The sequence below is a fragment of the Streptomyces sp. G7(2002) genome, from assembly GCF_028870195.1.
GTDB lineage: Bacteria > Actinomycetota > Actinomycetes > Streptomycetales > Streptomycetaceae > Streptomyces > Streptomyces nigrescens.
In genome coordinates, this window is sequence record NZ_CP102609.1 from 3,332,968 (window position 1) to 3,344,925 (window position 11,958).

Here is an 11,958-nt window from a genome sequence, read left to right on the forward strand (position 1 = left end):
CTCGGACAGCCCCGGCCGCGCGTCGGCGCGAGCGCCGCGTGCTCCCCCTCACCCCAGCAGTTCCAGGAAGCGCTCCAGCCCCACGTTGCCGCCCGAGATGATCACGCCGATGCGGGGCGGCAGAGGGGTGACGCGGCCGGCGAGCAGGGCGGCCAGGGCGCTGGCGCCGCTGGGCTCGGTGACGATCTTGAGGCGTTCGAAGGCGAACTTCATGGCCGCGCGGATCTCGTCGTCGCTGACCAGGACGACCGAGTCGAGCAGGCGCCGGTTGACGGCGAAGGTCAGCTCGCCGGGGGTGGCGATGGCCTGGCCGTCGGCGATGGTGTGCGGGACGGGGATGGTGACGGGGTGGCCGGCGGCCAGGGAGCGGAGGGTGTCGTCGCCGGCCTCCGGCTCCACGCCGATCATGCGGATACCGGGGACCAGGGCGGTGGCGGCGGTGGCGGAGCCGGCCATCAGGCCGCCGCCGCCGACCGGGGCCAGCAGCGCGTCGAGCGGGCCGGTCTCCTCGATCAGCTCCAGGGCGGCGGTGCCCTGGCCGGCGATGATGTGCGGATGCTCGTACGGCGGGATCAGCGCGAGGCCGCGCTCCTCGGCGAGCTGCCGGCCGAGGGCGACGCGGTCGCCGGTGTAGCGGTCGTAGCGGACGATCTCGGCGCCGTACCCGGCGGTGGCGTCCGTCTTGGACTGCGGGGAGTCCTCGGGCATCACGATGACGGCGTGGCTGCCCAGCTCCCGGGCGGCCAGCGCGACGGCCTGGGCGTGGTTGCCGGAGGAGTAGGCGACGACCCCACGGGCCAGCTGTTCCGGGGACAGCCGGGAGAGGGCGTTGTAGGCACCGCGGAACTTGAAGGCGCCGACCCGCTGGAAGTTCTCGCACTTGAGGTGGACCTCGGCGCCGGCCAGGGCGTCGAGGGTGCGGGAGCGCAGGACGGGCGTGCGGTGTGCCACACCCGCCAGCCGCCGGGCCGCGTCCCGGACGTCGTCGAAGGTGACGACGTCCGGGACGTCGGTGCTGCCGGGGCCGGTGGGACCGGTGGGGCTTGGCGTCATACGGGCACGCTACGGGAGCAGCGAGGCCAGCGGAACCTCCGGATCGGCCAGCGCCTCGGGCGCCAACGACGCCCCGGAGCGGATGAGTTGCTGGATGGACTCGGCGACGTCCCAGACGTTGACGTTCATCCCCGCGAGCAGCCGGCCGTCCGCCCCGAGCCAGAAGGCGATGAACTCCCGCTTGGCGACGTCGCCGCGGCAGACGACCTGCGTGTACGAGCCGGGCGGGGCGTAGCCGGAGTACTCCATGCCGACGTCGTACTGGTCGGAGAAGAAGTACGGGACGCGGTCGTAGCTGACGTTCTGGCCGAGCATGGCGCGCGCGGCGGCCGGGCCGCCGTTGAGGGCGTTGGCCCAGTGTTCGACGCGCAGGCGGCTGTCCAGGAGGGGGTGGTCGGCGGCGGCGACGTCGCCGGCGGCGTAGATGTACGGGTCGGAGGTGCGCAGCGCCGCGTCGACCGCGATACCGCCGCCGGCCTCCCGGTCGACGAGGTCCAGTCCGGCCTGTTCGGCGAGTGCGGTGCGCGGGGCGGCGCCGATCGCGGCGAGCACGTCATGGGCGGGGTGTTCCTCGCCGTCGTCGGTGCGCACGGCGAGCACCATGCCGTCCTGGCCGACGATCTCGGTGAAGCGGGCGCCGAAGTGGAAGCGGACGCCGTGTTCGCGGTGCAGATCGGTGAACAGACCGCCGAGTTCGGGGCCCAGGATGCCGTGCAGCGGTGTGGGGGCGGCCTCGACGACGGTGACCTCGGCGCCGTAGGAGCGGGCGGCGGCGGCCACCTCCAGGCCGATCCAGCCGGCCCCGGCGATGACGAGGTGGCCGTTGTCCCGGCCCAGAGAGGCCAGGACGCCGCGCAGCCGTTCGGCGTGGGCGAGGCGGCGCAGGTGGTGCACACCGGCCAGGCCGGTACCGGGGATGTCCAGGCGGCGCGGCTCGGCGCCGGTGGCCAGCAGCAGCTTGTCGTAGACGATCAGGGTGCCGTCGCCGAGGCGGACGGTCCTGGCGCCGGGGTCCAGGTGGACGGCGGGCTGGCCCAGGTGCAGCTCGATCTGTGCCTGGGCGTACCAGGCGGGTTCATGGACGAAGACACTGTCGCGCTCTTCCTTGCCGAGCAGGTACCCCTTGGAGAGCGGGGGGCGCTCGTACGGGTGGTCGCGCTCGTCACAGATGAGGATCACCCGGCCGGTGAAGCCTTCCGCGCGGAGCGTCTCCGCGGCCTTTGCGCCGGCCAGGCCACCCCCGACGATGACGAACGTCTGGTGTGCGTCGACCACTTGCTTCCTCCTCGTTGCGGTGCCGTACGTCCGCGTGCGCGTCCGTGAACGCCCCCATGTCCCCCCGTGTGCTCTCCCCCGTTGATGTGGCCGGCGGCGCCGGGGTTCCCGATCACTGCCGATCGGGGTTCCGTTCGCTGCCGGCCGCCGGGTGCTTCCCCGTGCGCTGTCGTCAGGGCTCGCTGTTCGCTGTTGTCAGGGTGCTCCGTTCGAAAACGGTCGGGTTCGAGCCTCCCGCACGGAGCGTGAGGGGGGAAGAGGGGCTTTCCCCCAGGGTCACCCCTGGTTCGCCCCGCGGTGACCGGGGCGCCGGGTGAGACGGGCGTGCAGCGAGCGGGCCGAGGTGTCGGTCAGGGCCGCGATCTGGTCGATGACGGCGCGCATCCGTGCGGTGTCGTCGGGTGCCGTGTCGAACAGTGAACGGAACTGTGGATCAAGGCCGTCGGGGGCTCGGGCGAGCAACGCCTCGGCCAGTTCGGCGATGACGACGCGCTGGTCGGCGCGGAGTGCTTCCTGGTCGGGGCGCTGCATGACGTAGCGGTCGGCGACGGCTTTCAAAACGGCGCATTCCAGCCGGGTTTCGGCCGGAACCACCAGCTCCGCTCCGTAGCGGGTGAGCCGTCCGGTCCCCCAGCGGGCCCGGGTCGCGCCCTCGGCCGCGAGACAGAAGCGGCCGATCAGCTGGCTGGTGGCGTCCTTGAGGCGGGCCTGGGCGAGCGCGGAGCCGTCGTAACCGTGCGGCCACCACTCCTGCTCCAGGAGGCGGTCCAGCGCCGCGGCCAGCTCCTCGGGGCCTGCGCCGGGCGCGTAGCGTGCACCGGCGACCGCGAAGATCTCGGCGCGTTCGGCGTCGGCGAGCAGGAGGTTGGGGTCGAGGTGTCCGGCGTGCAGCCCGTCCTCGACGTCGTGCACCGAGTACGCGACATCGTCGGACCAGTCCATGACCTGCGCCTCGAAGCTCTGCGCCCCGTCGGGGGCGCCCTGCCGGAACCACGCGTAGACCGGTGCGTCGTCCTCGTAGACCCCGAACTTCGGGGACGCGGGGTCGGTGGGGTGTCCGCCGCGCGGCCACGGGTACTTGGTGGCCGCGTCGAGGGCGGCGCGGCTGAGGTTGAGCCCGACGCTGACCGTCGAACCGTCTTCGGCGGGCACGAACCGCTTGGGCTCCAGACGGGCCAGCAGCCGCAGCGACTGGGCGTTGCCCTCGAATCCGCCGCAGGGCGCGGCGACTTCGTTGAGCGTCTGCTCGCCGTTGTGCCCGAAGGGCGGGTGGCCCAGATCGTGCGCCAGACAGGCGGTCTCGACCAGGTCCGGGTCACAACCGAGGGCCGCGCCGAGCTCCCGGCCGACCTGGGCGCATTCCAGGGAGTGGGTCAGGCGGGTGCGGGGGCTGGCGTCCCAGGCGGGGGTGTGCGCGCCCGGGGTGACGACCTGGGTCTTGCCGGCCAGCCGGCGCAGCGCGGCGGAGTGCAGCACCCGGGCGCGGTCGCGCTGGAAGGCGGTGCGTCCCGGCCGTTTGTCGGGCTCGGGGACCCAGCGTTCGAGGTCGGCCGCGGTGTAACCGGGGGTGGTCGGTGGTGTGCCCGTCATACCGCGACGGTAGCCGCCCTGACGCTCGCGGGGTCGGATCCGGTCCGTGCGAGGAGCGCCTGGTCGTAGCGGTGCAGTACGAGACGGGCCAGTGCGGGGTGGTCGCCCAGGGGCGCGGCGGCGGTCCCGGGGGCGGCGTCGGCGCACTGGGTGGCGAAGCGGCCGGGTGCGGTGAAGCAGCCCGCGACGGCGATCCGGTCGTGGCCTCGGGCGGTCAGCGTACGGACCGCTTCCGCGACGGTGGGGGCGGCGGCGGAGGCGTAGGCGGGCAGGACGGGGGTGCCACCGAGCCGGGCCGAGAGCAGCTGTGCGGTGCGCTCGGTGTCCCGGGCGGACCGCGGGGCCCGGGAGCCGGCGGCGGCCAGGACCACGGCGGTGCGCGGGGACGGGGCCCCGGGGAAGCCGGCCTCCAGCAGGCGGCCGTGCAGCGCCTCGGCGAGGAGCGGGTGCGGCCCGAGGGGCGCGGCGACGCGGCCGGCCAGCTGCGGTGCGCCCGCCAGCGCGGCGGGCAGGTCATGGGTGACGTGGTGGCCGTGGCCGAACAGCAGCGGTACGAGGACGGCTTCGCCGCGCAGCTCGGCGAGGGTGTCGGCGAGCAGCGGCCGGTTCAGCTCGATGTGCCCGAGCCTGACGGCCAGGCCGGGGCGCAGCGCACGGACCCGGTCGAGCAGCGCCCGGACGGTGGGCAGGGCGCGGGGGTCGCGGCTGCCGTGGGCGACGGCGACGAGGGTGGGGCCCGGCGTTTCCGGAGGGGGGAAGCCCCGCAGCCGGACGCGGCAGAGCTGGGTGCTGAGCTGTGCGGTGATCTCGGCGGCGAGGTCTCCCGTGCCGAGGGGGGCGGAGGGCAGGTGCGGTATCGGCGCCGTCATGGCCTGAGCGTGGCAGCCGGGCGTTGCCGCTTCGTTTCCCCGCGGGGAACTCCGTGTTCCGTCCGGCTGCCCTCCGCTCCGCCCCGGGAGCAGGCCGGGCGGCAGCGGACATCTCACGCGCCGCTGCCGCCCGTGGCACGCCCTACACCTGGTGCGCGTCCACTTCCCGGAGGTACCGCGCGCGGGTCGCCTCATCGAGGAAGGAGGCGCGGAAGGAGTTCCGGGCGAGGGTGCGCAGGGTGTCCGGGTCCAGGCCGAGGGCGTCGCGTACGGCGGTGAAGTTGTCGTCCGCGTAGCCGCCGAAGTAGGCCGGGTCGTCGGAGTTGACGGTCACCAGCAGCCCGGCGTCCAGCATCGCGGGCAGCGGGTGGTCGGCGAGGTCGTCGATGACCCGCAGCCGGACGTTGGACAGCGGGCAGACGGTGAGCGGCACCTGGTCCGCCACCAGGCGGGCCACCAGCCGCTCGTCCTCCAGGGAGCGCACCCCGTGGTCGATCCGGTCCACGCCGAGCACGTCCAGGGCCTCCCACACATAGGCCGGGGGCCCCTCCTCCCCCGCGTGCGCCACACACTTGAGCCCGGCCTCCCGCGCCAGCGCGAAGACCTCCTTGAACTTCGACGGCGGGTGGCCGACCTCGGCCGAGTCCAGGCCGACGGCGGTGATCCGGTCGAAGTAGGGGCGGGCCGCCTCGAAGGTCGTCAGGGCGGACCCGGCGCTCTCGTCGCGCAGGAAGCACATGATCAGGCGGGTGCTGATGCCGTAGGTCTCCGGGGCGCTGTCCAGGGCGCGGGCCAGCCCGTTGATGACGGTGCCGATCGGGACGCCGCGCGCGGTGTGCGCCTGCGGGTCGAAGAAGATCTCGGCGTGCCGTACGCCCTGCTCCTTGGCGCGGGCGAGATAGGCGTGGGCGAGGTCGGCGAAGTCGTCCTCGGTGCGCAGCACGGCCATCAGCGCGTAGTAGAGGTTCAGGAAGGACTGCAGATCGGCGAAGGAGTAGGCGCGGCGCAGCTCGTCCTCGGTGGCGTACGGCAGCTCGACGCCGTTGCGCGCGGCGAGCGCGAAGGCCAGCTCGGGCTCCAGAGTGCCCTCGATGTGCAGATGCAGCTCCGCCTTGGGCAGCGGCTCGTGGGCGGTTGCGGCGGAGGGGGAGGACGGGGAGGAAGCCACGCGGTCACACCTGTTCTGCGGTACGGAAAGGATCCTCGGTACGGGTGGGAGCCCCGGTACGCGAGGAGTCGTCCAGGTTAGCCGTGGCGGGGTCGGCCGCCGCGGCGGCGCCCGGGGCGGAGGGGTGCCGTTCGCGGTCCGCGAAGGAGCCGGTCAGCCGGCCGCGGCGCGCGAGGCCGGCCAGTCGCCGCCCTCGATGGGGGTGCCGGTGGCGCGCAGCCGCGCGGCGAGCGGCGCGGCCGCCAGGTAGACCCAGGCGCGTACGGTCCTGCCGTCCGGGCACACGGCCTCGGTGGCCACCCGCTCGTAGAGGTTGTGCGGGTCGCCGGGGGTGTAGCCCTCCAGCCGGTCCAGGACCGCGCACACCTCGTCGTAGTCGGGGTCGCGGGGCCGGACCAGGGCGCCGTGCACCACCGCGTCGGCGGGCCCGGCCGTCGCGTAGGGGTATCCGGGGCCGTCGTACAGCAGCGCGCCGCCGATGTGGGCCGGTTCCTCGGCCGCGGTCCGGCCGCGCAGGGTCCGGCCGTAGTTGGCCTCGCCGGGCCGCAGCGTCCCGTAGACGAAGAAGGGCAGCCGCTCGGGCTCGCGGGTCATGGTGGTGCGTTCCTCTCCGGACGGCGGGTGCTCCCTCTGCCACGATGCCAGCCCGCCGCTGCAACCATCCCGGTCCCCCCGGCGTCGCAGCCTGCGAGATCGACCGCGAGCGGACGCGGTCAGGGACGGGGGCGGGATGCGAGGGCCGGTAGCGGGGCTGGCGGGGCGGATACGGAGCGGGGTGCGCCGCGTGGGACCCGCCCTGCGGCTGCCGCGGACCCGGCGCGGCCGGCGCCGTGCCTTCCAGGCCGTGGTGGCGGTGACGGTGCTGGCGCTGGCGCCCGCGACCTGGATGAACGCGACGGCCGGCCCCCGGGTGCACGGTGTCGCGGACGCGCCGGCCGCGCCGGTCGCCATCGTCTTCGGCGCGGGCCTGTGGAACGGCGCGCCGTCGCCGTACCTCGCCCACCGGCTGGACGCGGCCGCCGCGCTGTACGAACGGGGCACCGTCCGGGCGGTCCTGGTCACCGGCGACAACAGCCGGCACGACTACGACGAGCCGGACGCCATGCGCAGCTATCTGCTGCGGCACGGGGTCCCCGGGCACAAGATCGTCAGTGACTACGCGGGCTTCGACACCTGGGACTCCTGCAGCCGTGCCCACCGGATCTTCGGTGTGAACCGGGCCGTGCTGGTCAGCCAGGGCTTCCACATCCGGCGCGCACTGGCGCTGTGCAGCGCGGCCGGTGTCGACTCCGATGGCGTCGCGGTGGCGGCGAAGCACGATGTGACCTGGGCGTACGGCGGTGTACGGGAGATCTTCGCGGCCGGGAAGGCGGCGGCGGACGCCCTGCTGCGGCCCGATCCGCAGTTCCTCGGACCGCGCGAGAAGGGGGTGACGGAGGCGCTGGCAGCGGACAGCCGGTAGGCGCCTCCGTCACCCCGCGGTCACTTCTGGGCCGCGCGGGCGTAGAGGTTGAGGACCTTCGACCCGAAGTACGGGCTGTAGGAGATCCGGTCGGCGTCCGGGCCCTTCGGACCGCCGCCGTTGAGACCGCCGATCACCCCGATGACCCGGCCGGTCCGGCTCTCCTCGTCGAAGTCGCTCAGCCAGGGGCTGCCGGAGGTGCCGCCGTAGAACCCGTTGCACTCCATGCGCAGTTCGTGGGTGCCGGACAGCCGGCCGGTGCGGGTCGCGCAGCGCACGGCCCGGTCCTCCGGGTCGTTGCGGACGTTCGGGTAGCCGATGACGGTGACGTCGTTGGTGTAACCGGGCGTCGGGGAAAGGGTGTTGCCTCCGGTGACCTCCTCGATGGTGTCGCCGTCCTCGCCGGGGGCGACGGTGGCGAAGGCGAAGTCGAGGTCCGCCCCGGCGCCGGTGGTGCCGCGGCCGGGGTAGGCGAAGGTCCGCTCGATCGCCCACACCCCGTACGGCTGGGTGACCGCGCCGGAACGATACTGCGGGACAAAAGCGGCACGGGTTCCCGGATTGCAGTGCCCGGCGGTGAGGATCAGATTGCCGTGCGGGCTGTGCACCACGCTCGCGGTGCAGTGGTGTGCCTTGGCGTCCCCGTCGACGGAGAACAGCACACCGACGGACGGAACGCCGTTGAAATGCCGGGCGGTACGGCCGGCGCGGGCGGCGGCGGCGGTCCCCTTCGGCGCGGCGGACCGGGTCGTCGCGGTGGGCGGGGTCGGGGCCGTGGGCCGGGCCGGGGTGTCACTGCCGGCCGGTGCGGCGCCCGCCATCCGGTCGGCCGTCCAATAGGCGGCGGCGTCCCGGCTGGTCCAGGGGTCGTCGGGGGCGGGGCTGGGCTTGCCGGTGCTCGGTGCCGCGCTCCGGGCCTCGTTGACGGCGTGGCCGACGGTGGCGGTGGCCAGGCACACCGTCACTCCGGCCACGGCCGTCGCGGCCGTGATCCAGCGCTTCCGGGTGGGCCGCGCCCGGTGAACTCGTTTCGTGGCGCCGCGCTTTGTGGTGTCGCGCTCCATGTTCAGCTCGTCTCCTCTGCGACCCAGGACAGATAGCCGGTGCCACCGCGGGTGATGGGGGTGGCGATGATCTCGGGGGTGTCGTAGTCGTGCGCGTCGAGGAGGTAGGCCTCCAGCGCCTCGTAACGCGCCTGGGTCGTCTTGAACAGCACCTGCCACTCCTGGCTGGCCTCGACCGCGTCGTCCCAGCGGAACACCGAGGTCACCGGCGCGCTGATCTGCGCACAGGCGGCGAGCCGGCCCTCGATCGCCCCGCGCGCCAGCTTCCTGGCCTTGGTCTCGCTGTCGATGGTCGTCATGACGGTCAGAAATCCTGCCTGCCGCCCGGTGGGGTCGGGCGGGTCGTTCAGGGCAGTCGGGTCGGCCACGGGTGCGCATCCTTCGCGGTGGGGGACGGGAGGGTACGGACGGGACGGTGGACCGCGCCGGACGAGCGGGCTCGGCCGACGGCACGGGACCGCCTCGCATCGTACGGACCGTGATGATCATCCCGTAAGAGCCGGGCCCGCCCCGCTGCGGTATGCACCCGGACGCCGTCCCGCCCCGTCCGCCGGGCCCCGCGGTCCTTGGGCGGGCTCCCCCGGTTGCGTCCCCCCGCGCACCGGCAACGATGGAAAGGGCAGCCCAGCCGCCGGTCCGTACGCGAAAGGCCAGCATCATGGACGATCTCGATGCGCTCGCCCGCCAGCAACTCGACGACGCCAGGGCCTCCGCGCACGGCCGCAGCGCCCGTCTCTTCCTGCACGACGACCGGCTGCGGCAGACCGTGATCGCACTGGTCGCGGGCGCCGCGCTGGACGAACACAACGCGCCCCCGGCGGCGAGCCTGCAGGTCCTGCGCGGGCGGGTCCGGCTGACCGGGGCGGGCGGCGGCCAGGAACTGACGGCGGGTCAGGTCACCATGACGCCGCGCGAGCGGCACGGCCTGCTGGCCGTGGAGGACTCGGCGGTACTGCTGACAGCCGTCACGGAGATCCCGGCCGGGGCGCGCCCCTCGGCACTCGCAGAGGCGGACCGGAGGTAGAACCGCCCCACACTCCCCCATGGCGCCCGGTCGGCGAGAATTCTGAGTCTTCACATTTTTCTGAATCTTAAGTAGTCTCTACTTCATGACCAGTCCGCGTACCAACCCGCGTCCCGACCCGCGTCCCAAGGTGCGTCTGACCGAGGAGAAGGAGACCCTCCTCGCCACGCTCTACGGGCGCGCGGTCGACAGCCGCGCCAAGCGGCCGATCCTCGGCGACACCCTGGCCGCCGACACCGTGCAGCGGCTCGACTACGACTTCAGGAAGATGCGGCTGAGCCGCGGCAATGCCGCCGGAGTGGCGCTGCGCGCCCGGCAGTTGGACGTCTGGACCGCGGGTTTCCTCGCCCGGCACGAGGAAGCGACGGTGGTGCATCTGGGCTGCGGTCTCGACAGCCGCGTCCACCGCCTGGACCCGGGCCCCGGGGTGCGGTGGTTCGACGTCGACTACCCCGAGGTCATCGCCCTGCGGCGGCAGCTCTACCCGGAGCGCGCGGGCTACGCGACCGTCCCGTCGTCCGTGACCGACCCGGCGTGGGTGGCACAGATTCCCCCGGACCGGCCGACGGTGATCGTGGCCGAGGGGCTGCTGATGTATCTGACCGAGGAGGACGGCACGGCGCTGCTGCGGCGGCTGATGGACCGGGTGCCGAGCGGGGAGCTGGCCTTCGACGCCTTCAGCAGGTTCGCGATCCGCGTCCAGTGGCTCAACCGCGCCGTGGTGAAGGCCGGTGCGCGGCTCCACTGGGGCACGGACACCGCGTGGATCGCGGCGCTGAGCCCGAAGCTGGAGATCGTCGAGAACTTCAGCGCCATGGAGATCCCGGGAATCGAAAAGCTGTCGGCGGGCAGCCGGCTGGCGGCGCGGATGTCGGCGAAGCTGCCCGCGGTGCGGGACATGGCGCGGATGTACCGCTGCCGGTTCTGAGCGGGGGCGGGGCGGGCGGGGCGGAGGGGGCGGACGGGGCCGGCCGGGCCTTCGGGGCCGAACTGGCAGAGGGGCCCCACGGGGGTGGGCCCCGAACCGGGGCGGGCCACCGGCCGACGCCGGGCTAACGGCCTCTGCCGGCCCGTCCGCCACCGTCGGCCCGCCCGTCTGCCCGTCTGCCCGTCCGCCACCGTCAAACCGCCAGCCACTCGTCGTAACCCAGCTTGCACAGCAGCGCGACGACCACGACCACCAGCACCCCGCGGACGAATCCGGCACCCCGCTTGAGGGCCATCCGGGCGCCCACCATGCCGCCGGCGAAGTTGAACAGCGCGAGCAGGGCGCCGAGTTGCCACAGCACGGTGCCCTGGATCGCGAACATCGTCAGCGATCCGAGGTTGGTGCAGACATTGACGACCTTGGAGGTGGCGGAGGCGGTGACCAGGTCCATGTGCAGCACCGCGGCGAGCGCGACGACCAGGAACGCACCGGTCCCGGGCCCGATCAGCCCGTCGTAGAAGCCGATGCCCAGGCCCGCGATGAGGATCGCCGCCGCGATGCGCTTGCGGGAGACCGGTCCGGAGGGAGCGACGGCGGTCCCGAAGGCCGGCCGCACCAGGACGAACACCAGCACCGCCAGCAGGACGGCCATGATCAGCGGTCGCAGCACGGCGCTGTTGATACCGGCCGCGAAGAACGCCCCGACCAGCGAACCGGCGACCGCGGCGAGGCCGATGCGCAGCGCGGTGCGCACATCGATCGGAGCCTTGCGGACGTAGGTGACCGCGGCCGCGGTGGTGCCCACGATGGCGGTGGACTTGTTGGTCCCCAGGACGTACGCGACCGGGGTGTGCGGCAGGCCGACGAGCAGGGCGGGGAGCAGCAGCAGTCCGCCACCGCCCACCACGGCGTCGATCCAGCCCGCCGCGAGCGCGGCCAGGCAGAGCAGGGTCAGAGTGAACAGCGATATGTCAGGAGGCACCGGCTGATCTTATGAACCATCCGTCGTCCTAGACTCCGAACGCATGGATGCTGAAACGGTGTCGGCCGACTTCCCGGTCGGTGGGGATCTGCCGGTCCGCTGGACCTCCAACGGGAGGGAAAGATCCGGCACATCGGCCTGGACTCCATCGACGCGGACGAGCTGACCCGGGCCCGGGAGATCGCCCCCATCGCGTCGGTGCAGAACCGCTACAACCTGCTGGACCGCGCCGCCGAGAACGTCCTGGAGCTGTGCGAGAAGCAGGGCACGGCCTTTCTGCCGTGGTTCCCGCTGGGAAACGGCACCCTCACCGGCGACGCGGGCACCACCCTCGCCGCGGTCGCCGCCCGGCACGACGCCACCCCCGGCCAGATCGCCCTCGCCTGGCTCCTGCACCACTCCCCCGTCCTGCTCCCGACCCCGGGTATGGGCTCCCCGGACCACCTCGACGAGAACCTGGCCGCGGCGCACATCAGCCTCACGGAGGGGGACTTGGCGCAGCTGGACGCGCTGGCGTAGGGCACGCCGGGACGGGCTCGACTG

Annotated in this window: 13 protein-coding genes; 4 read left to right on the forward strand and 9 right to left on the reverse strand. The window is 73.6% G+C overall.

The features are described 5' to 3' along the window. Nucleotides 1-48: 48 nt before the first annotated feature. The 6 genes from NUT86_RS13785 to NUT86_RS13810 form a co-directional block, all read right to left on the reverse strand. Nucleotides 49-1,053: a threo-3-hydroxy-L-aspartate ammonia-lyase gene (locus NUT86_RS13785; protein ID WP_159488335.1), complete on the reverse strand. Its 1,005-nt coding sequence runs from the start codon at nucleotides 1,051-1,053 to the stop codon at nucleotides 49-51. A 9-nt stretch (nucleotides 1,054-1,062) separates the two neighbouring features. After that, nucleotides 1,063-2,328: an NAD(P)/FAD-dependent oxidoreductase gene (locus tag NUT86_RS13790; RefSeq protein ID WP_159488334.1), complete on the reverse strand. Its 1,266-nt coding sequence runs from the start codon at nucleotides 2,326-2,328 to the stop codon at nucleotides 1,063-1,065. Nucleotides 2,329-2,604: 276 nt separating this feature from the next. Next, on the reverse strand, nucleotides 2,605-3,918 hold the full coding sequence (locus NUT86_RS13795) for a deoxyguanosinetriphosphate triphosphohydrolase (protein WP_274735451.1): 1,314 nt from the start codon (nucleotides 3,916-3,918) through the stop codon (nucleotides 2,605-2,607). Further along, nucleotides 3,915-4,787: a sirohydrochlorin chelatase gene (locus NUT86_RS13800; RefSeq protein WP_274735453.1), complete on the reverse strand. Its 873-nt coding sequence runs from the start codon at nucleotides 4,785-4,787 to the stop codon at nucleotides 3,915-3,917. The genes NUT86_RS13795 and NUT86_RS13800 overlap by 4 nt, the downstream gene beginning before the upstream one ends. Nucleotides 4,788-4,929: 142 nt before the next feature. Next, a complete protein-coding gene (locus NUT86_RS13805) occupies nucleotides 4,930-5,955 on the reverse strand; it encodes an adenosine deaminase (RefSeq protein ID WP_274735455.1) in 1,026 nt (341 codons plus the stop codon). 153 nt (nucleotides 5,956-6,108) lie between these two features. Then, nucleotides 6,109-6,549 carry a gamma-glutamylcyclotransferase family protein gene (locus NUT86_RS13810; RefSeq protein ID WP_109889574.1) on the reverse strand — a complete coding sequence of 147 codons (441 nt, stop codon included), beginning with the start codon at nucleotides 6,547-6,549 and terminating at the stop codon, nucleotides 6,109-6,111. Nucleotides 6,550-6,685: 136 nt separating this feature from the next. Between NUT86_RS13810 and NUT86_RS13815 the strand changes: the two genes are divergently transcribed. Continuing rightward, nucleotides 6,686-7,417, forward strand: coding sequence for a SanA/YdcF family protein (locus NUT86_RS13815; protein ID WP_037740789.1), 732 nt, complete (start codon nucleotides 6,686-6,688; stop codon nucleotides 7,415-7,417). A 20-nt stretch (nucleotides 7,418-7,437) separates the two neighbouring features. Here NUT86_RS13815 and NUT86_RS13820 read toward each other — a convergent pair whose 3' ends face one another. Next, nucleotides 7,438-8,481 carry a trypsin-like serine peptidase gene (locus NUT86_RS13820; RefSeq protein WP_274735457.1) on the reverse strand — a complete coding sequence of 348 codons (1,044 nt, stop codon included), beginning with the start codon at nucleotides 8,479-8,481 and terminating at the stop codon, nucleotides 7,438-7,440. A gap of 2 nt (nucleotides 8,482-8,483) precedes the next feature. Then, nucleotides 8,484-8,849: a divalent-cation tolerance protein CutA gene (cutA, locus tag NUT86_RS13825; protein ID WP_018088113.1), complete on the reverse strand. Its 366-nt coding sequence runs from the start codon at nucleotides 8,847-8,849 to the stop codon at nucleotides 8,484-8,486. A 290-nt stretch (nucleotides 8,850-9,139) separates the two neighbouring features. Between cutA and NUT86_RS13830 the strand changes: the two genes are divergently transcribed. Together NUT86_RS13830 and NUT86_RS13835 are read left to right on the forward strand one after the other, a co-directional pair. Beyond that, a complete protein-coding gene (locus NUT86_RS13830; RefSeq protein ID WP_018088114.1) occupies nucleotides 9,140-9,505 on the forward strand; it encodes a hypothetical protein in 366 nt (121 codons plus the stop codon). 85 nt (nucleotides 9,506-9,590) lie between these two features. Then, nucleotides 9,591-10,433: a class I SAM-dependent methyltransferase gene (locus NUT86_RS13835; protein WP_274735459.1), complete on the forward strand. Its 843-nt coding sequence runs from the start codon at nucleotides 9,591-9,593 to the stop codon at nucleotides 10,431-10,433. 193 nt (nucleotides 10,434-10,626) lie between these two features. On the opposite strand, the gene NUT86_RS13840 is transcribed toward NUT86_RS13835, so the two are convergent. Then, on the reverse strand, nucleotides 10,627-11,415 hold the full coding sequence (locus NUT86_RS13840; RefSeq protein ID WP_018088116.1) for a sulfite exporter TauE/SafE family protein: 789 nt from the start codon (nucleotides 11,413-11,415) through the stop codon (nucleotides 10,627-10,629). A gap of 99 nt (nucleotides 11,416-11,514) precedes the next feature. On the opposite strand from NUT86_RS13840, the gene NUT86_RS13845 reads away from it, so the two are divergent. Then, nucleotides 11,515-11,934: an aldo/keto reductase gene (locus NUT86_RS13845; RefSeq protein ID WP_159489439.1), complete on the forward strand. Its 420-nt coding sequence runs from the start codon at nucleotides 11,515-11,517 to the stop codon at nucleotides 11,932-11,934. Nucleotides 11,935-11,958: the final 24 nt, after the last annotated feature.